Origin of the sequence: Streptococcus oralis, from assembly GCF_016028255.1 — a bacterium.
Lineage (GTDB): Bacteria > Bacillota > Bacilli > Lactobacillales > Streptococcaceae > Streptococcus > Streptococcus oralis_AC.
Map to the genome: position 1 here is coordinate 240,540 of NZ_CP065707.1, position 20,428 is coordinate 260,967.

Genomic DNA, 20,428 nt, shown 5'->3' on the forward strand with positions numbered 1-20,428 from the left:
AAATCCCACTCACAAATGCATGAGTGGGGTTCTTTTTATAATTTTTGTTTGAACTCAACTAAGACATTCATAGCCTGCATAGGTGTCATATTGTAAACATCCAGTTCTGCTAATTCTGCTAGGATAGGGTGCTCTTCAGGCGCGTCAAAGAGTGACATCTGTTCAGTAACAGCACTTGTTTCTCTCATTGGAGCAGGACTTTCCGTCCCTTGACTCTCCAGTTGTTTCAAAATCTTATCCGCTCTTGCTAAAAGTTCTGCTGGTAAGCCAGCAATCTTAGCAACGTGGATACCGTAGGATTTGTCAGCTGGTCCTGGTTCGATCTTGTGAAGGAAAGTGACCTGTCCATCCTGTTCTAAGGTTGCCACGTGGACATTGACCAAGTGTTCCAAGCTAGACTCCAGACTGGTCAACTCATGGTAGTGGGTCGCAAAGAGGGTTTTGGCTCCGATATGTTCATGAATATATTCGATGATGGACTGTGCAAGAGCCATCCCGTCATAAGTTGCAGTTCCGCGTCCCAATTCATCGAAGAGAATGAGTGAGTCCTTGGTCGCATGCGAAATGGCATTGTTGGCCTCCATCATCTCTACCATGAAGGTTGATTGACCTGAAACCAAGTCATCTGCTGCTCCTATACGGGTAAAGATAGCATCAAAAATCGGCAAATAGGCACTCTCAGCAGGAACATAGGAACCCATCTGGGCCATAACCGCAGTCATGGCTAGCTGGCGCATGTAGGTAGACTTCCCACTCATGTTGGGCCCTGTAATCAATTGAATGCTGGTATCTTCTGCCATCTGAATAGTATTAGGAATATAGGTCTGAGCTCCCATGACCTTTTCAACGACAGCATGACGCCCTTTCTGGATATCGATTTGTGAGTCGTCGCCAAACTCAGGTCGGATCAGATGCTGGGTTTCAGCTACAACCGCCAGACTTTGCAAGACATCAACCGTTGCAATTCCTTGGGCTAGAGCCTGCAAACGCTGTATATACTTGCTGACTTCCTCACGGATGCGCATAAAGATTTCATACTCTAGGTTGGCTGACTTCTCACGCGCCTCCAACATATCCCCCTCGATACGGGCTAATTCCTCAGTACCAAAGCGTTCTGAGTTTTTCAGCGTCGCCTTTCGGAAAAAGTGGGCCGGCACATTCCCCAGTTGCGAATTGGTCACATGGAAATAGTAACCGTCCTTTTTATTGTAGTCAATCTTGAGCGTACTGATGCCAGAGTTCTCTCTCTCCTTAGCCTCAATCTCAGCAATCCAACTGGTCCCTTCTCTGAGCACTCGGCGGTATTTATCCAAGGTCTCATCAAATCCCGTACGGATAATGCCGCCTTCCGTAATCACATGAGGAGCTTCAGGAGCAATCGCTGCGCTAATCAAACTCTCCAACTCAGGGATTCCATCCAATTGTTCGATAAGATAGGCCAGAGCAGGTTGCTCCATTGCCTCTAAAATCGCTCGAATCCGTGGCACACTGGATAAAGTGGTCGCCAACTGCAAGAGATCCTTGGGATTGGTCTTGCCAAAAGAAACCCGACTAGCCAAGCGTTCGATATCATAAACACCCTTGAGACTGTCTGTTAAATCACTGCGCTCAAAGAAGTGGTCAAGAAAGACCTGCACCACCTCTTGACGTTGGACGATTCGCTCCTTATCAATCAAAGGACGATGGATCCAAGAACGCAAGAGCCGCATTCCCATAGCCGTTTTGGTTTCATCCAAAAGCCAGAAAAGACTGCCTTGCTTCTTGCCTGAACGAGCATTCTCAACCAAATCCAGACTAGCCTTTGTCGCATAGTCCATCTGTAAGAAATCTTTGATTTCATAGCGGATAACTGGTTTGAGATGGTTCAATTCCCGCATCTGGGTCCGGTGAACATACTGGAGCAGCTTACTAGCTGCTGCTTGCTCCACAGATGCCAGTCGTGGATCCAGTAAATGAATATCCTCAAAGCCATCCTTCTCATAAGAAAGCACCAGATTCATCTGACGGCTGAGGATTTGTTCTTCTTCCTCAGACAAATCATAACCCAGCACCACTTCACGAGCCTTGAGGTTACGGATTTCCCCACAAACCAGCGTGAAATCCAATAAACCCGTCACATAAAAGTCACCGGTCACCAGATCCATATATGCCAGACCAAATTGATTGCCATCACGATCTATGGCAACCAAGAAATTGTTCTGACTATCGGGCTTACTACTATCAACCACTGTACCGGGGGTGATGACCTGAACCACCTCTCGCTTGACAACCCCAACCGCTTGTTTGGGATCCTCCATCTGCTCAGCAATAGCCACCTTATAGCCCTGCTCAATCAAAACATCAATATACTGCTGGGCAGAATGATAGGGAACACCAGCCATGGGTATCGGATTTTCTGCATTTTTATTACGACTGGTCAGTGAAATCTCTAAAACCTGCGCCGCATTGACCGCATCTTCGTAAAACAGCTCATAAAAATCACCCATCCGAAAGAGCAAAAAAGCATCTGGATATTGCTTTTTAATATCCACATACTGCTGCATACCAGGTGATAGTTTTTCTGTCGTCATATTGGCTCTCTCCTTGTCAAAAATAAGGCTTGGGAACAAGTCCCAAAACCCTATTCATCCTTCATCAAATCTAGCAAACGCTCTTCCATGAGCTTGGCAACATGCTGGTCTCGACAAATAACCAGTAAGGTATTGGCACCAGCAACCGTCCCTAAAATCGCCTCGTCCTTATTTTCATCAACAATATTTGCTAAGACAGCTGCTTCTCCCAGCTTGGTATGAAGTACCAAAGTAAACTCTGCTCTCGCAATTCCTTCTAGATGATGCGACAAAAATTCTACCAAATCAATCTTTTCTGTTTCATTCGCTAGCACATAATATACCATACCATTTTTCTTAACCTTGATCAAGCCGATTTCGCGCAGATCGCGAGACAAGGTCGTTTGCGTCACAAAGACATTCCGAACTTCTAGGCGATCTTGGATATCCTTTTGTGTAGCTAGTTTTTCCTCAGTGATCATCTTTTTAATCAACTGGTGTCGTTCTTTTTTTCTCATATCAACCTCTTACATGAATATTTATAACCGATTTCGGGTTTATTTTTAGATATAATTATACCAAAAAAACTGAATAATTCAAAAAAATCTTTCTTCTTTCACTAAATTTATGATAAAATAGAATAAAAGTCCAAAAGGAGCCTACTTATGAGTACAAAAAAACTGATTGCTAGTGAATTGGCTAGCGTCATCGATAGCCTAGATCAAGAGGCTATTTTAAATTTACTAGAACAACCAAAAAACTCTGACATGGGAGATATCGCTTTTCCTGCTTTCTCACTTGCAAAAGTCGAACGCAAAGCCCCTCAAATGATTGCTGCTGAAATCGCTGAAAAAATCAACAGCCAAGCCTTTGAAAAAGTTGTTGCAACTGGCCCTTACGTCAACTTCTTCCTTGATAAAGCTGCCATTTCTGGAGCAGTTATCAAAGAGATCATCGAAAAAGGATCTGACTACGCTCAACAAACGGAAGGCAAAGAGCAAAATATCACGATTGACCTATCAAGTCCAAACATCGCAAAACCTTTCTCAGTAGGTCACTTACGTTCAACTGTTATCGGAGATGCTCTTTCTAATATCTTTAAGAAAATGGGCTACAACACTATTAAAATCAACCACCTTGGAGACTGGGGTAAACAGTTTGGTCTTCTCATGGTTGCTTATAAAAAATGGGGAAGTAAGGAAGCCGTAGAAGCTAATCCAATTGACGAATTGTTAAAATTGTACGTTCGCATCAATGCTGAAATCGAAAATGACCCAGCTCTTGATGATGAAGGACGTCTCTGGTTTAAAAAATTGGAAGATGGCGATCCAGAAGCGACTCAACTTTGGCAGTGGTTCCGTGACGAAAGTTTGGTTGAGTTCAACCGCATTTACAAACTGTTGAACGTTGAATTTGACAGCTTAAACGGGGAGGCCTTCTATAATGACAAGATGGACGAAGCCGTGCAAATCCTTGAAGAAAAAGGTTTGCTAGAAGAATCACGCGGAGCTAGCATTGTCAACCTCGATGATGTTGAACTTCCACCCGCTATGATTAAGAAATCTGACGGTGCAACTCTCTACATCACACGTGACATTGCAACAGCTATCTACCGTGCACGTACTTACAATTTTGTTAAAAATGTCTACGCAGTTGGTCAAGAGCAGTCTAACCACTTTAAACAGTTAAAAGCCGTCTTGAAAAAAATGGGATTTGACTGGAGCGATGATATGATTCACGTAGACTTCGGTTTGGTAACCAAGAATCGTCAAAAGCTCTCTACTCGTAAAGGAAATATCATCCTGCTCGAACCTACCCTTCAGGAAGCTATCAGCCGTGCCAAAGCACAAATCGAAGCGAAAAATCCTGACCTCGAAAACAAGGAACAGGTTGCCCAAGCTGTCGGAGTGGGAGCTGTTAAATTCTACGACCTCAAGACTGACCGCCGAAATGGTTACGACTTTGACCTCGAAGCTATGGTTTCCTTTGAAGGAGAAACTGGTCCATACATCCAATACGCTTACGCTCGTATTCAGTCTCTACTTAGAAAAGCAGACTTCCAACCAAATGCTCAAGCAAATTACAGTCTAAATGATGCTGAAAGCTGGGAAATTATCAAACTTCTCCAAGACTTTGCCCGTGTCATCAAACGCGCATCTGTTAACTATGATCCGTCGCTAATCGCTAAATACGCAATCAGCTTGGCTCAAGCTTTCAACAAATACTATGCTCACACTCGTATCTTGGATGAAAGTCCAGAGCGTGACAGCCGTCTAGCCCTCAGCTACGCAACAGCTGTTGTTCTCAAAGAAGCCCTTCGTTTGCTTGGAGTAGAAGCACCAGAGAAGATGTGATTCAGTACTAACAATTGGAACTAAAGTTCCTAATTGTTAGACGCTAGCCGCTTATATGCGGACTAGCTAACTGCTTCACTAGTCATGACCCCTAAATATAATCGATTTAGAGGCCATGACGTCGTAACTATGGTGATTTGGCTTGGCGCTTCACTAGTTCTGGGACATAAATATTATCGATTTATGTCCCAGAACGTCGTAACCAGTACGAATTGCCTAAACGTTTTACTAATTCACCAAACCAAATGAAATCGGTTTGGTTTGGTTCATGTCGTAATCTTTAAATCACTTAATTGCAAAGCAATCTAAGTAACTAACGCCAAATCCTATTCGGTCTTTGAGTTGGTGCTTTACTAGTCTTCATTAAAAATTGGACGGACGTTTCGGTTAAAGGTCAAGACCGTCTTGTTTTATCTGTCGGATACCTGTTCCGCTAGTCTAATCACTTAGTTGAAAAGCGAAAATTTCTTTCGCTTTTCTTATACCATCAACTTTTTTATCAAACCAGGAGAAATTTTATGAGCCAGTATGCTTATATCTTAGTTCTTATCAGTCTTGTCGTTCTTTTTCTCATCAATAAATACGAAAAAGAAAAACTTCAACAACTCCTTCAGGAACAGCTTCTGAAGGACGAAGCTTTCAAAACAGACATACGCGAAAGGATCCAAACAACGGAAAATATCAATGATGTGATTGACTACATCAATAAAGGTTACCGTTTGGGACTCCTGCTTTCTAAGGAAATCACTGAGCAACTGAAATAAGGGAATCCGAGAAGCTTTTTTCTCGGATTTTTTACTCCCATCAATACCATTTCTTTTTGATAATCATATCTTTCATATGATTTTTCTGAAATTTTCTAAATTTTTCAAAAATTCTCTTGCATTTTTCATAAGTTTCTTGTAGAATAGTAGCTATCTATTCAGATTATTCTGAAAATTCAAAAACGGGAGGTTTTTATGTCACAAGTTACTTCATCACACCAATCTACCTGGACAAGCAAGCTGAAAGCAATGGGACCCGGGATCCTAATGGCTTCCGCTGCAGTCGGAGGTTCTCACATCGTATCCTCCACTCAAGCCGGTGGTTCTTATGGATGGTCGCTGCTTCTCTTGGTCATCTTAGCCAATGTTTTTAAATATCCATTTTTCCGTTTTGGTGCCGAATATACTGCCGACACTGGTAAAACCCTGGTCGAAGGTTATGCCGAAAAAGGAAAACTCTATCTCTGGATTTTCTTTATTCTCAATGTCTTTTCTGCCTTGGTCAATACTGCCGGTGTTGCCATCCTTTGCTCAGCCATCATTGCTAGCGCCTTTCCAATGATTGGTCTTAGCATCACTCAATGGTCCCTTATCCTTGTTGCGGTCATTTGGGCTATGTTGCTCTTTGGAGGCTACAAACTATTGGACGGTATGGCAAAATGGATCATGTCTGCCTTGACTATTGCAACTGTTCTTGCCGTCATCATTGCTGCCGTTAAGCACCCAGAATACAGCTCTGATTTTATCGAGAAAACACCTTGGCAAATGGCAGCCCTACCCTTTATCGTTTCCCTTCTAGGCTGGATGCCTGCTCCTATTGAAATTTCAGCCATCAACTCACTTTGGTCAGCCGAAAAGAAAAAGACCGTTAACTTTAATACAGAGGATGCTCTGTTCGACTTTAACGTTGGGTACATTGGGACTGCTATCCTGGCTGTATTCTTTGTGGCACTAGGAGCACTGATTCAGTATCCTACAGGACAAGCGGTTGAAGCTGCTTCAGCCAAGTACATCTCGCAATTTGTGGGCATGTATGCCTCTGTCCTTGGCGAATGGTCTCGATATTTGATTACCTTTATCGCCTTTCTCTGTATCTTTGGGACAGTAATTACTGTTATCGATGGCTATTCACGTGTCAATCAGGCCTCCCTTCAACTCTTGGCAAATCAAAAAGAGGATAATCGTAAATCTTTGAACATCTGGATGACCATCACAGCTATCATTGGTATCGTCATCATCAAGTTCTTTGCCGGTCAAGTTTCAACCATGCTCCGCTTTGCCATGATTGGATCTTTTCTGACAACACCATTCTTTGCCCTTTTGAACTATGTGTTGGTGACAGGTGAAAATAAAAATCTTCCTTCTTGGCTAAAACTCCTCGCAATCGCAGGATTGATTTTCCTCTTTGGCTTTGCTATTTTCTTTATCTATGCACTTGCCATCGGAAAAGCAGGTTAGTTCACAAAGCAGCACCCTCGTCTGGGTGCCTTTTTCTGCATTCAAAAGGCAGTTGAGAAAATCCAACTGCCTACTTGAACGATTCTAACTTTCTGAACCCAATCCATATAAGTCCGCGATAATCGCTGCGACCTTTTTAATATCTCCCAGCATTCCACGCATTTCAAAGTCTGCTAGGACCGGGAAACCAAAGCGCTGGCTGTACTGCTTGGCAGTCAGACAGTACTGGTTATTAAAATTGCGATTACCAGAGCCCACTACACCAAAACACTTACTGGCATTGTCTCCATAGGCGATAAAATCACCCACTGGAGTCGTTAAAATCTCAACATCGCCGTTATTGACACCATTTCCACCTTCTAGATAAGTTGGTAAAAAGGCGACATAAGGATGATCCATCTCAAAGAAATCTTTCCCTTCCTTGACTAGATCCTTGATATGAATCTTTTGTACCTCAATCCCTTCGTACTGAGACAGGAGATAGTCCTTGAGTCGGGTTACAAAACTCTCTGTATTCCCACTCAAACTGATATACACTAAGGATATTTTTTTCATTTTGACCTCGATTTTTATGTTTACGATATAAAAAGAACTAACAAGATTGTAACTTGATAGTTCCCTTTTGTCAATACTTAGGCGGCTTCTTCTGCTTCAACTTCCTCAGACAAATCTTTTTGTTGACGCCACATCTTGTAAAAGACAATGGCAAGGAAGAGGACATTGATAACAACAAATAAAATCGTTGTTCCCTTTCCAAGGACTTCTGTTCCTAGTCGCAAAGTCTCATCACGGATAGCTTGTACAGCATCTTGCATACCCATATAAGTATAAATCGAACCAACAATGGCAAGCAAAACATAAGCAATGTAAGCATAATTTGCATATTGCAAATGATTACGAACCAAGAGCACAATACCTGCGACTACTAAAATCGCAGATAAAATAATCAAAACGATGTTAACAGTCGAATGCGATAATTCAGCTGTCTTATGTAGATAATTAATCGTATCCTCCAGCTGCTGAGCGCTAATGCCTTGTACTTGTGCTTGACTGGCACCTAGTGCTTCTTTACTAGGTACTGGACTTAGTATTCCAAACAAAGACATAGCTGAAATCAATGCTGATAGGACTAATAAAACCCAAAGATAAATAGGTTTCTTTTTCATAATTTTTCCTCCTTAAGGTATTTTGGACATTATAGCATTTTTTGCACGTAAATACAAGTTTTACAGGGAACTTTCGACTTGTTTGCGGTAAGCTTTTGGTGATTTTCCGCACAATTTACGGAAAACCTTGTAGAAATATCCAACATTGCTGTAACCAACAGCATAGCAAACATCTTCAATACTATCATTGGTTGAAAGCAAGAGCTGTTGCGCTGCCTTAATCCGCTGTTTGTTGAGCAATTCTGCGAAGGTTGAGTTGGTTTCTCGCTTGATTAACTGACCGAGGTAGACAGGATTGATAAAGAGATCCTTGCTGATATCCTTAAGCGAGAGCTCTTTCTGATAATCACGCCCGATGACTTCAAGAACACTCACCACATTTTCATTCATGCGGTACTGACCAAAAAACTTAGTCAAGGTTTCTTTGATGTAGGCAACCAATTCTTTAAAGGAGTTAATAGCATGGATGGCTTTGACAATCTCGGTCATATCATCCGCTTTTAGATGCTCAAACAAGTGGAAGACATCCATGACAAACTGAGTAAAGAGTTGTTTGGTGATGGCCACGCGCGGAGTATTCTCCAAAACGACCTTCTCCAGCAGGGTTAATTCCTCGATGATTTGATTGATATTCCCTTGGATAATCACGCGATAAATCGGTTCGTAATAAGCAAATAGACTCTCGGATTTTTCTAGATTGACAGAACCGTAAAAGAGGGCTTTTTCTGCGTTGATCTTCCATTTTTCAAAGGCTTGTTGGTAGGGCGCTTCAAATGGTGTCACGACGATGCCATCCAGTGGTTGATCAGAGATAAAAATCTGCCAGTCTTGACCTAAAACATAGTAAGGAATAGTGAAAGAGCCTTGCTTTTCCTTGGATAGACCAATCCACCAGCTGTCTTTGCCCGCTAAGAAGTTGATAAAGCCCTCTTCGTCCAATTCTTGGCTGAGAGTTTGGCTTTGCTCCACCTTTTCCTGAAGCTGTCTCGCAATTTTTTCTAATAGATGACTCAACTCCACCTTATCCACTGGCTTCACCAGATAATCCACGACACTAAGGTTCATGGCTTTTTTGACGTACTCAAACTCCTGATAACCTGACAGCAAGATATAATAGGTATCTGGAAGCAGCTCCTTCATTTCCTTAATCATCTCAAGCCCTGTCTTATCTGGCATATTGACATCGGAAATGACCACATCTACTGGATTTTTCTTAACGTAGTCCAAAGCATCATCTGCGTGACTAGCTGTTGCGACGACTTGCATATCCCATTTTTCAAAAGGGATTAATCGCTTGAGCCCCTCTGTCACCATATACTCGTCGTCTACTAATAAAACTTTATACATTTCCCTTCCTTTCTATTCATTTTGAATAGTAATACGGTAACGAACACCTTCTTGCTCAGCTGACTCGACACTGATTTTGTAGCGATCCCCAAAATAGAGGACAAAGCGTTCGTGTACATTGACTATTCCAATTGATTGTCGCTCTCCGCTATAGCTTGCCTCGTGCTCAAAACTTCTCTGAGTTAGTTTTTCTTGCAAGCTAGCTAATTTCTCAGCAGTCATCCCGCGACCATTGTCTACCACTAGGATTTCAACAAAACCTTGGCCCTTCAAAACCTTGATACTGATCACATTGTCTGTTCGGCGGTGGTCAATACCGTGGGCAAAGTAGTTTTCTACCAATGGTTGGAGCGTAAACTTGGGAACCCTCATATTTTCTAATTCGGGTGCGATCTTAAAACCATAGGCAACTGACTTTGGATAACGCACCATACAGAGATAGCTGTATTTGCGACAAAATTCTAATTCTTGCTTCAGCGTCGTTTCCCGCTCGTCGGAGATATTATTGCGTAGTAAACTGCTAAATTCATAGATAATATCCGCCAGTTCATCTTGGCTTTCCATAACGGCATACATGCGCAGAAACTCTAAGGTATTGTACATGAAGTGAGGATTGATTTGAGCTTGTAAGGCCCTCATATTGGCATCTTTCTGACTTAGCTCTAGCTGGTAAATATCGTGGATATTTTTTTCCAGGCGATCCAACATATCATTGGTGGTTTCCGCAATGAGAAGCAATTCTTGATCTTTTTCAGAGGTATCGATCCGAAGTCCCTCTTCTCCTTGGGCAATAACCTCGATAGACTCGACCAGATCCACAACCTGCCTTTGGTAATTGGAGAAGGTCTGCCTCAAGGTCACATATAAAATAATAATAAAGAGAACACTCAAACCAACAATGACAGCGGAACTAGTTAAAGTCCCAGTAAGAACAAAATCCTTAGGAACTGCTGATTGGACTTGATAGCCGTGTGATGTCAAACCTACAATCCAATTTTCCCGTTCAGCTACTACATTTTCCCCTATATGAAACAATTCAGTATCAAAAGGGGAGGTGATCGTCACGGCCACGGGAATCAGACCGCGAGTATTATCAATTGCTTGGTAAAGTACATCCTGCGATAAAGAAATGTAGATAACACCTAGAGACTGATCGGAGTTAGGATCAAGTACTGGTATGGCAAAACTATTGGCTGCTGGTTTGAAATCCTCAGCAAGAACTTTCTCCCCGCTACGTTTCTCTCTAGTAGAAACGAAGACTTCCTTGTAGTCTTGCAAAACAATTGCAACACCTGTCACAAAGTCATTTCTTACATACAAATCATCAATCTTTTCATACAAGGATACTGAGACATAGGGAGACGCTTTACGTTGCAACAGCCAGTAAAAATAATCCGATGTACTCAGACTAAAATACTTGTAGATCCCTTCAATCCGTGCTCGATTTTCAACCAGTTCCTGTGCTAGCTGAGTCGACTCTCTGTGGTAATATTCAATCTCACTCACTGTCCGAGTCGTCACACGTTGAGCTACTCGTTGAGCTTCTTTTTCACGAGAACTCCAGTCAGCATAGGAGAGCATGACCGCAAAGCTTGCAATGATGACAATCATCACCAAGGTATAGATGCGCAAGAGCGAGTGGAGCCAGAACGGCTTCATTTTATTTTGTCGCCAATTTTTCATGGATACTTTCATATACGGGTTCCAACATATCACTGATAAAGAAATGCCACATCCCAATTCCTACGAAGGAAAGCAAGGCGGGCATATAGTAACCAATTCCTACAAGCATGACCGTACCAAATAAAACCTTGGCAATTGCCGGCAAATTCATAAAAATCCCGATAAGAGCGAGTTTTACAGTATTTCGATAAGAGAGCTCATAGTGAACTTGGAGTTTCAATGAAACGGTATAAGCCAAAAAAACAAAGGCAACAACAAGGATATTGAGAAAGGTTGCCAAGAGATGGAAGATAGTCTGATGGGGCAATTGAACCAAAAGGTACAAACCATAGACTAAGACTAGATCTACAAGTACAAAACTATAGAAAGCTAAGTTGCTCTTGACAAAGTTACTCTTATACAATTCCCAAGCTTCTTTCAAACTATAAGCTCGATAAGTATAACCGTGCTCCGCATATAAACTCATAAGAGTTGCACTAGCTGGTGCCAAACCAAAGACCACACCTCCTGCTAGTGTCAATAACCAGAAAAAAGCCGTCGCAATCATTCCTAAAAAGAAACGATTAAAGACGAATTCTAGAAACTTTCCCATGATATCCTCCTTAAAACAACTATGTAACTATTATATCATATTTCAAACGTTTTCAAAAACATAGAGCTCCCATTTACAATACTCTAAAAGCGTGATACAATTGATTTTGACAGTTTTATATAAGGAGATTCTCATGAAGAAAAATATCTTAACTACCCTCTTAGCCGTCGTTCTCTACTTCCTTTGTCTAGGGATTGGAGTATTACTTGGACACTTGGTAGACTCAACGGGCAATATGTTCTACGCGCCTGCCTTTTCTGCCTTTGTCGGGGGAAGCGTCTACATGCTTCTTTTAGCAAAGGTTCCTCGTTTTGGTGCAATCACCACTCTCGGGCTCTTTATGGCAATTTTTTTCCTAGCTAGTAAACACGGCGCTGGCGCCTTTCTACCTGCTATCACTTGCGGTCTTGCAGCAGATGTCACTGCTCGCCTCGGCCACTATCAGGATAAGATTAAAAATCTTCTCTCCTTCCTCGTCTTTGCTTTTAGCACAAGTGGTCCTATCCTCCTCATGTGGATCAATCCAGCATCCTACGAGGCAGCTCTCCTCGCTCGTGGAAAATCTCAGGAATACATCGACCGTATCATGGTCGCTCCCGAGTTGGACAAAATCCTTCTCTTTGTCGCAAGCATCCTCCTAGGTGCCTTGATGGGGGCTGTGATGGGGCAATTTCTAAGTCAAAAAATCACCGATAAAATGTAACGTAAAAGCCCTGAAGACTAGCAATGCCTAGTTCCAGGGCCTTTTTGTATACAATCTTAGAATTCACTATAGATAAATTCTTGAATATTCGAAAAATCGGTCACAAAACAGTAAATCACGATGCTTAAGATAACCGTATAGAAAAATAGTGTCCACAAGATTAAACGCTGTGTGTTAGTTAGCTTGGTTTGCAAATTTGTAAAGTTCTTTTTCAACTTCCATCCATCCTTTCACTCCAACGTGCATCACGTCAAATAAAAAGTAATCATCATACTCTCTGTTTCCATAGTTTAGTACCGTTGCACCATGGCTTTTTGCGACATCTTCTATTTTTTTATAAGTTTTTTCTCGCATTTCTCTTGAGACACCAGTGTAGTCGTTCCATTTCCCGTTTACTGGGAAAATAATAACCTCAACTTCAATGCCCAATTCCTTAGCAACTGTCAAGAAAAGTTCCATATCTGAATATTCTGGTGACTCTAGGTAACTCAAATCTTTATTAGAATCTTTCAGCGATGCATAGCGGTCTTTTAAGTAAGTATTGTAGTAGTTATTATCAACAGCATAGTCATTACTGTCTGTTTTCTTTTTGACCTCTTCCACAAACTGAGCCGTCATTTTCTCCCAATCATAGTCTGGGGTTTTGTCTCCTAGTGAAGGATAATCTGATTTCTCATGATTTTCATAAAATTTTCGTTTGAGCTTAAAGGAATACATCGCGTTCTCAAACTCCAGTAGTTTTTTATCAACAATGGTTCCTTTTCCATCTATGAAATAACTTTTATATTTTTTATAGATGTCATTTTGTTGCTTGTTCCCCTTGGTAATCTCGATAATGCGATTGATTAGTTTTTCTTTCGTTTCTTTACTAATCTTGTCATTATCTAGCATGTGGAAAATATGTTCCTGAGAAGCCTTGTTCAAAAAGGCATCTTGATGAGTCCCATCTTTTTCAAACCACTGAACCGACTCTACTATAGCTACTTTTCGCTTGGTCATAGATCCTTCAATAGAGCCCAAGGTCGTAGCTTGAATGATGTTTTGAGAATAACTAGTCCCAATCTGCATGATATTAAAATCGTTGTAGTTAAAAATTTTATTAGGATGATAGTCTTCATTTATCGTTGCAACCAACTCTGAAGAACCCATTAGAACCAGTGTATTGGGGGTGATATTGCTTGTTAGAATATCTCTACTTTTATACTTTTCATACGAGGTGCTATAACGAATACTGTTATCCTTGACTTTATAATAATCATCAATCTTCTTGACATACGTCACATTTAAAAGGGCAAGCGTCGCAATTACGAGCACAAGCGATAGTAAAAATGCTTTTAATTTAATCATCTCGTTTTATCCTATCCCTTCAATCTGGCAGACTTCTTTTCAATCTCTTATCTCTTTAAAATCGTAAGCAAGATTTTATAGGGTTCACCTGAAAAGATAAAGAAACCAACCATAACCAAATTCATGGTCACAAACCAACTTAATAGCTTATACCATTTTTTGTTTTTATTTTTCTTATAAAAATTGCTTTTCTTTTGATACACTTCAAATCCAGCCATCAAGACACCATGATAAAAACCATAAACAATGTAGCTAACACTAAGACCATGCCAAAAACCCATGACCAACATATTGACCATATAGGCATAGGTTGCATTGTGTAGTCTATTTTTAAACCATTTTTTCCTGATAACCTGCATCAATACTCTTGAAAACACGAAATCTCTCAACCAAGTCGACAAGGTGATATGCCATCTGGTCCAGAAATCCTTGATATCGACACTCAAGAAAGGTTTGTTAAAGTTCATCGGTGTCTGAATACCTAGAATGTTACTACTTCCAACAGCCATTAGACTATAGCCTGCAAAGTCGAAAAATAGATACAAGGTATAGAGGTACATATATTTAATTGAGTAGACGACTGTACCCGTATTGCTTAGAGCGAGTAACATCTGATAAACATAGGTTGACAAAACAACCTTATAAAGTAGACCTAAAACGACACGATAAACACCGTCCCCTGCCAACTCTAGATACTCTTTTCGAGGCATGACCTCGTTTATCTCTTTTAAAAATCTCCTACTCCGATCAATCGGACCAGCACTAACTGTTGGGAAAAAGAGCAAAAACTGTAAATAATCTTTTACAGTGATTTTTTCTTTGATCAAGCCATCCGATATTTCTAGCATGATCTGAATGGTCTTAAAGGACATGTAGGAAATTCCAATAAAGGCCAACAAATGCAGAGAAGTCAGAGCAAAGACTTTATTGATCACCAAAGGAAGAATGGAAAGGAAAACCAGTGGTTTCAGCCACTTTGCCTCTATCCTCTGTGCTAGAAAAACCAGAAAATACTGGTAAACGATAAAGGCGAGCAAATAGACAATCATCGCTCGGCTCTTGCCATAAATAGCTCCTGCGAATAAGAGGGAGAGCGCCAAAATATAGTAGTCCTTACGTTTTTCAAAAAAGTTTACCACAAAACCAATCAGTAAAACTACAAATAAGAGAAGGAAAAACTCATTCCCCTCGAAATAATTCATATCAACCGAACTCCTTTTTCATTTTCTCATCTCGCTTTAAGGTTTATCTTTCTGTTTTTTTTTCTACCCTATTACCAGAGAGAGTTAACTTTATCTATTATACCATAATTTAAAAACTTTAAATGCCCCTGTTGGCAGCTTCCTAGAACAAAAAAGAGCCGAAGGGCTCTTTTTATTTATGACTTAATTTCTTGGTCAAGAAATCTCCCAAGAACTGGATTGTAAAGATAATCAAGATGATAATAATGGTTGCTAAGACTGTCACATCGTGATTGAAACGGTTAAATCCATAAGCAATGGCTACGTTACCGATACCACCTGCTCCAACCGCACCAGCCATGGCTGTTTCCCCGACAAGGGAAATCAAGGTTACAGTCGTCACACGAATCAAATCTGGCAAACCTTCTGATAGGTAAACACCCACGATGTCCCAGAAGGTCGCTCCACTAGCCTGCGCCGCCTCAATGACACCGCCATCTAGCTCAGCCAAGACAACCTGCACCTGACGGGCAAAGAAGGCAAAGACTGCAAAAGAAAGTGGGACAAGGGCTGCATTTGGCCCAATACTAGTCTTAACAATCAAGTGAGAAAGTGGCGACAAGATAGCCAAGAGGATGATGAAAGGAACTGCACGGAAAATGGAGGTGATCTTGTCTAAAATCCAAAAGATAACCTTATTTTCCAAGACACCACCTGGCGCAGTCAAGACAAGGAAGAGACCTGCTACCAGTCCCAAGAACCCTCCAATGATGAAGGAAAGAACCGTCATATAAAGAGTTAGGTAGATAGCTGTTCCCCAGCCTGCCTGACCAGCCCAGCCCATCTTATAGACATTTGGTAAGTAAGTTTGAATAAACTCTGTCATTCTACTGTCCTCCCTTCAATACTTTTAGCTGTACACCTGCTTGACGAATGGCTTCTTGAGCACCTGCTAGCGCTGCTTTTTCTCCTGACAAGACCACCACTAATTCTCCAACGGGAGTACCATCGAGAATTTCGATATTTCCATAAAGGATATTAGCCGTTACTTGGTAATGTTTGTACAATTCATTCAAAAGTGGCTCGTCTGTCGAAGCCCCTGCATACTTGAGCTGCACTAAGATACTGTTTTCAGATAAATGTTCTACGATTTCTTGCTTCTCAATCTTAACCATGGCTTCGTCAATACCTGTGGCTGTTGAGATAAAGTCCTGGGTCAAAGGTTGTTTTGGATCTGAGAAGATTTCAAGAACACTGCCCTCTTCAATCAAACGGCCATCCTGCATAACTGCCACACGGTTGGCAATATCCTTGACAATCTGCATTTCATGCGTAATCAAGACAACCGTCAAACCTAATTTTTGGTTCAAATCTTGCAACAAGGCTAAAATCTGCTTAGTTGTCTTAGGGTCAAGGGCAGACGTTGACTCATCTGAAATCAAGATTTTTGGATCATTGGCCAAGGCACGCGCGATAGCCACACGCTGTTTTTGTCCTCCAGAAAGTTGAGAAGGGTAGTTTTCAGCGCGATCTGCCAAACCAACCAAGTCTAACAACTTAGCTACCTTGGCTTTCTTTTCTTCCTTGCTGAGTCCAGAGTGTTTGAGGGCAAAGGCTACATTTTCCTCTGCTGTCTTTTGACTCATCAGATTGAAGTGTTGGAAAATCATCCCGATATCTTGACGCTTACGACGCAACTGCTCTGCAGTCAAGGTCACCTCGCCGTCAAAAATGACGTCGTTATCAATGGTAATTTTCCCTGCAGATGGCTTTTGCAAGAGGTTAATCACCCGTACAAGGGTTGATTTCCCTGCTCCAGAATATCCAACGATACCGTAGATATCCCCTTCTTGGATGTGAATGGTCACATCCTTGACCGCTGTGATGGTTCTCTTCTTTTGATGAAAGGTCACATCGATCTGATCTAACTTGATAATATCTCTACTCATAGCTTCTAATCAGCTCCTCTACTAATTCAATATGGGTGTAGTAATCGGCGATTCGCACGTTTTCATCTCCACCGTGGTCTCGGCTATTGGCATTTCCTAGACCGAAGGCAACCATTGGTACCTCTAGGGCATCAAAGACCGTATGCATAGGTCCTGTCCCCGCTGTTGTCGGCAAGACTGAAACGCCCTGTGGATAGAATTTCTTGGCCAACTCGATCACATTGAGAATGGCTGGCGCGCTCATATCGCTTCGATAGCTCATCTCTCCCAAGGTATAGTATAATTCTACCTTATCAAAGCCATTTTTGTCTAGCTGTTTCCGAATTTTTTCCAGAACATCGTGCGGTTCTAGGCCAGGAACCAAACGAACCTCTAGCTTGGCGCTGGCTTCTGCTGGCAAAATCGTTTTAACCCCTTGCCCCTGATACCCTGACTGAATCCCTTCGATATTAAGGGCTGGCTCGAAAAAGAAACGTTTGAGAAAGGCTGCACGTTCCTCTTGTAAGAGAGGCAGTTCCAAGCCATAAATGCGACTGATTTCCTCAGGATTGCGTTGGGCGTAGGTATCTACCAAGGCTAGTTCTCGTTCATTTGGCTCTTGCACATCATCGTGCAAGCCTTCTACCAATATACGGCCATCTGCAGCGCGTAGGCTACTTAAGACCTGGATAAGATACCATGGAGCTGATTCCACGACACCACCATAACTCGAGTGAATGTCCACATCCGCACTTTTCACCTTTGCATCAAAGGTCACGATTCCCTTGTTTCCACCAGAAATTTCTAACTGCTCCAAGGCATTTTTGGTTCCTTGCTCCCAAACTAGCAAGTCCGCTCCACGAAGTTTGTCTGCGTGTTTCTCTAAATACTTATCTAGATCCATGGAAGCAGACTCCTCTGCCCCTTCCATGATAAAGCTGATGTTGACAGGCAGGTCATCATGGTGTTGCATATACTTTCTCAGAGCACTCAACCGAGCTGTGATATGACCCTTGTCGTCGTCAACTCCACGCCCATACATGAAGCCATTTCGCACCGAAAGAGTAAAAGGATCCTCTGTCCACACCTGATCCCCATCCGCTGGCACAGTGTCATAGTGATTATAGAAGATCAAAGTCTTAGCATCTGGACGCGAACTCTTGAAATGCGCCATGACAAAAGGCGCCGTGTGGCTCTCATCAATCTCCACTTCAGCTCCTACACGCTTGAAAATCTCACCCAGATAGTTTGCGACTTCTTTGAGTCCAACCTGCTGGGCAAAGACTGATTTCTTGGAAATCAAGGTACGCAAAACCTCAAAATAATGCTGGGCTACATGATCCTTTTCAAATTTCTCAATCTGTTCTTGTTCACTAGGAAAAACCATATTCTCTCTACCTTTCTATGAACGTATAGTCTTCTTTACAATCCATGCTCTAGACAAAAGTAAGAGGTGGAAACTCTCTCCCACCTCCCTGTGTCTTATTACCAAACTGGTTGGTCCAAACCGTCTGATGTTTCTTCGATAACCTTTTTCACTTCATCAGTGTGGTAAGCTGCGATAATTTTCTTGATGGCATCCGCTTTAGGTGATGATTCCCAATCTTTTTTCGCAACGATGATGTTGTACCATTGTTTTGAGTTTTCATCAGCTTGTTCTTTGAAGAGTGCTTTCTTGTAGTCCAATTTTGCTTCTGTAACGAAGGTATTGTTTACAACGGCAGCATCAACTGATGACAATGAACGAGCTGTTTGGCTAGCGTCCAATTCAGTAATCTTCAAGTTCTTTGGATTTTCTTTGATGTTTGCGATAGTAGCAAGTTCAGTTCCTGAAACATCCAATTTGATCAAACCAGCTGATTGAAGCAAGTAAAGTGCGCGACTTTCGTTTGTTGCATCGTTTGGTACGGCGATTTCACCCTTATCTGGGATTTCTTCTACTTTAGTGTACTTGTTTTCTTCCCCATTTTTACCTGAGTAAAGGCGGATTGGTGAGATGTACGTATCTGCAATCGCTACAAGGTCTTTCCCATTTTCCTTGTTCCAGTTGTTCAAGAAGTTGTAATGTTGGAAGGCGTTCAAGTCTACTTCGCCATCAGCAGTTGCCTTGTTTGGTTGAGAGTAGTCAGTGAACTCTGTGAATTCCAATTTAATACCATCTTTTTTAACCAATTCTTGGATTTTATCCCAACGTTTTTCTTCAGAACCACTGCGGTTAACTGTTGCGATTTTAACAACTGTTTCGTTGTCTGCTTTCTTTTCTGAATTTCCGCAAGCTGCAAGAGCCAAACCTGCGACTGTAGCAAGAGCTGCTACACCGAGCCATTTTTTGATTTTCATGATTCTATCTCCTTTAAAAATAATACTGTAATAGTATCTCATACTTTATTTGATTTCGCAAATTGTTATTAGATAGGCAGACACATAGTTTAAAACTATATGTCTAAAAATTAGAAAATCATCCGCCTTTCTCAGACTGAATGATTTCATAAGACTATTTAATGTCAGCTTCTGCTGGAAGGTAAGTGTCTCCGAAGAATTGTTTAGACAATTTTTCAAGAGTTCCATCTTTGTAGAGTTCTTGGATACGTTTGTCAACAAATGATTTCAACTCATCTTGACCTTTTGCAAGAAGTGGGTAAACGTAAGGTTGTTGGTCGCTTGGAAGTTCGATGACTTTCAAGTTATCCAAACCTTGGTTCTTGATAACTGTCTCTACACCGATTTTGTCAAAAATCTTGTAGTCAAATTGTCCGTCACTCAAACGAGTCAGGATTTGTTGAAAGTCAGCTTTTGTATAGTTAAGAACAGTTGGGTTATCTGTGTGTTGTTTGTTGTATTCTTCCAACTGTTTAGCTGTTGTTGTTCCTTGCACGATTTCAGTAGATTTTCCACCGATATCATCAAGCGATTTGATGCTGTTATCATCTTTCTTAACTACGAGAACGTTAGGGTTTTGGGCAATTGGTGCTGCATAGAGGTATTTATCCGCACGTTCCTTAGTATAGCTAAGATTGTTAACAGCCATATTGTAGCGTTCAGCATCAAGTCCCGCAAAAACACCTGACCACTCTGTCTTTTCAAACTTAACATCGTACTTGTCAGAGTCTTTAAAGATAGCACGGACTACTTCAATCTCGTAACCAGTCAATTCACCATTTTCTTCATAGATAAATGGTTTTGGTGATCCGTTAGTTGCTACGACGATTTCTTTTTTACCAGATGTTGCTTCACCAGATGCAGCATCTTTCTTCTCACCACCTGAGCAAGCTGCTAGTACACCTGCGGCAACAAGTCCTAGAGCAGCAAGAGATGAATATTTGACGATTTTTTTCATGTCATTTCCTCCAAAATAG

At 41.5% G+C, this 20,428-nt stretch carries 18 protein-coding genes; 4 read left to right on the forward strand and 14 right to left on the reverse strand.

Features of this window, described 5'->3' with window-relative positions; all coding sequences use genetic code 11:
* Nucleotides 1-35: 35 nt before the first annotated feature.
* Together mutS and argR are read right to left on the reverse strand one after the other, a co-directional pair.
* Nucleotides 36-2,570 carry a DNA mismatch repair protein MutS gene (gene mutS / locus I6G42_RS01205; protein WP_038804660.1) on the reverse strand — a complete coding sequence of 845 codons (2,535 nt, stop codon included), beginning with the start codon at nucleotides 2,568-2,570 and terminating at the stop codon, nucleotides 36-38.
* Between the two features lie 50 nt (nucleotides 2,571-2,620).
* Nucleotides 2,621-3,067 carry an arginine repressor gene (gene argR / locus I6G42_RS01210; protein ID WP_038804661.1) on the reverse strand — a complete coding sequence of 149 codons (447 nt, stop codon included), beginning with the start codon at nucleotides 3,065-3,067 and terminating at the stop codon, nucleotides 2,621-2,623.
* A gap of 147 nt (nucleotides 3,068-3,214) precedes the next feature.
* Here argR and argS point away from each other — a divergent pair, with 147 nt between their 5' ends.
* The 3 genes from argS to I6G42_RS01225 all read left to right on the forward strand — a co-directional run bounded on the left by argS (nucleotide 3,215) and on the right by I6G42_RS01225 (nucleotide 7,125).
* The gene (gene argS / locus I6G42_RS01215) at nucleotides 3,215-4,903 is read left to right on the forward strand and encodes an arginine--tRNA ligase (protein ID WP_038804662.1); all 1,689 of its coding nucleotides are present in this window, start codon (nucleotides 3,215-3,217) and stop codon (nucleotides 4,901-4,903) included.
* Between the two features lie 518 nt (nucleotides 4,904-5,421).
* Nucleotides 5,422-5,667 carry a hypothetical protein gene (locus I6G42_RS01220; RefSeq protein WP_000084853.1) on the forward strand — a complete coding sequence of 82 codons (246 nt, stop codon included), beginning with the start codon at nucleotides 5,422-5,424 and terminating at the stop codon, nucleotides 5,665-5,667.
* A gap of 195 nt (nucleotides 5,668-5,862) precedes the next feature.
* The gene (locus tag I6G42_RS01225) at nucleotides 5,863-7,125 is read left to right on the forward strand and encodes an NRAMP family divalent metal transporter (protein ID WP_038804663.1); all 1,263 of its coding nucleotides are present in this window, start codon (nucleotides 5,863-5,865) and stop codon (nucleotides 7,123-7,125) included.
* 84 nt (nucleotides 7,126-7,209) lie between these two features.
* On the opposite strand, the gene nrdI is transcribed toward I6G42_RS01225, so the two are convergent.
* From nrdI to I6G42_RS01250, 5 genes are all read right to left on the reverse strand, one after another.
* On the reverse strand, nucleotides 7,210-7,680 hold the full coding sequence (gene nrdI, locus I6G42_RS01230) for a class Ib ribonucleoside-diphosphate reductase assembly flavoprotein NrdI (protein ID WP_038804664.1): 471 nt from the start codon (nucleotides 7,678-7,680) through the stop codon (nucleotides 7,210-7,212).
* Between the two features lie 77 nt (nucleotides 7,681-7,757).
* Complete coding sequence (locus I6G42_RS01235; protein ID WP_038804665.1) at nucleotides 7,758-8,291, reverse strand: hypothetical protein; 534 nt, start codon at nucleotides 8,289-8,291, stop codon at nucleotides 7,758-7,760.
* Nucleotides 8,292-8,351: 60 nt separating this feature from the next.
* Nucleotides 8,352-9,638, reverse strand: coding sequence for a response regulator transcription factor (locus I6G42_RS01240; RefSeq protein ID WP_038804666.1), 1,287 nt, complete (start codon nucleotides 9,636-9,638; stop codon nucleotides 8,352-8,354).
* Between the two features lie 12 nt (nucleotides 9,639-9,650).
* The gene (locus I6G42_RS01245; RefSeq protein ID WP_068981906.1) at nucleotides 9,651-11,321 is read right to left on the reverse strand and encodes a sensor histidine kinase; all 1,671 of its coding nucleotides are present in this window, start codon (nucleotides 11,319-11,321) and stop codon (nucleotides 9,651-9,653) included.
* Nucleotides 11,299-11,913, reverse strand: coding sequence for a YesL family protein (locus tag I6G42_RS01250; protein WP_000514455.1), 615 nt, complete (start codon nucleotides 11,911-11,913; stop codon nucleotides 11,299-11,301). The genes I6G42_RS01245 and I6G42_RS01250 overlap by 23 nt, the downstream gene beginning before the upstream one ends.
* Before the next feature lie 133 nt (nucleotides 11,914-12,046).
* On the opposite strand from I6G42_RS01250, the gene I6G42_RS01255 reads away from it, so the two are divergent.
* Entirely contained in the window at nucleotides 12,047-12,616 is a 570-nt protein-coding gene (locus I6G42_RS01255; protein WP_038804667.1) for an MptD family putative ECF transporter S component, read from the forward strand.
* A gap of 174 nt (nucleotides 12,617-12,790) precedes the next feature.
* Here the strand turns inward: I6G42_RS01255 and dltD are convergent, their stop codons facing one another.
* The 7 genes from dltD to I6G42_RS01290 all read right to left on the reverse strand — a co-directional run bounded on the left by dltD (nucleotide 12,791) and on the right by I6G42_RS01290 (nucleotide 20,409).
* Nucleotides 12,791-13,963: a D-alanyl-lipoteichoic acid biosynthesis protein DltD gene (dltD, locus tag I6G42_RS01260; RefSeq protein WP_038804668.1), complete on the reverse strand. Its 1,173-nt coding sequence runs from the start codon at nucleotides 13,961-13,963 to the stop codon at nucleotides 12,791-12,793.
* 47 nt (nucleotides 13,964-14,010) lie between these two features.
* A complete protein-coding gene (gene dltB, locus I6G42_RS01265) occupies nucleotides 14,011-15,165 on the reverse strand; it encodes a D-alanyl-lipoteichoic acid biosynthesis protein DltB (protein WP_038804669.1) in 1,155 nt (384 codons plus the stop codon).
* Nucleotides 15,166-15,337: 172 nt separating this feature from the next.
* Entirely contained in the window at nucleotides 15,338-16,030 is a 693-nt protein-coding gene (locus I6G42_RS01270) for a methionine ABC transporter permease (protein ID WP_038804670.1), read from the reverse strand.
* A 1-nt stretch (nucleotide 16,031) separates the two neighbouring features.
* On the reverse strand, nucleotides 16,032-17,093 hold the full coding sequence (locus tag I6G42_RS01275) for a methionine ABC transporter ATP-binding protein (RefSeq protein WP_038804671.1): 1,062 nt from the start codon (nucleotides 17,091-17,093) through the stop codon (nucleotides 16,032-16,034).
* Complete coding sequence (locus tag I6G42_RS01280) at nucleotides 17,086-18,459, reverse strand: M20 family metallopeptidase (RefSeq protein ID WP_038804672.1); 1,374 nt, start codon at nucleotides 18,457-18,459, stop codon at nucleotides 17,086-17,088. Before I6G42_RS01280 ends, I6G42_RS01275 begins: the two co-directional genes overlap by 8 nt.
* Nucleotides 18,460-18,557: 98 nt before the next feature.
* On the reverse strand, nucleotides 18,558-19,412 hold the full coding sequence (locus I6G42_RS01285) for a MetQ/NlpA family ABC transporter substrate-binding protein (protein WP_038804673.1): 855 nt from the start codon (nucleotides 19,410-19,412) through the stop codon (nucleotides 18,558-18,560).
* A gap of 154 nt (nucleotides 19,413-19,566) precedes the next feature.
* Nucleotides 19,567-20,409, reverse strand: a complete 843-nt coding sequence (locus I6G42_RS01290; RefSeq protein ID WP_038804674.1) for an amino acid ABC transporter substrate-binding protein — start codon at nucleotides 20,407-20,409, stop codon at nucleotides 19,567-19,569.
* Nucleotides 20,410-20,428 lie beyond the last annotated feature (19 nt).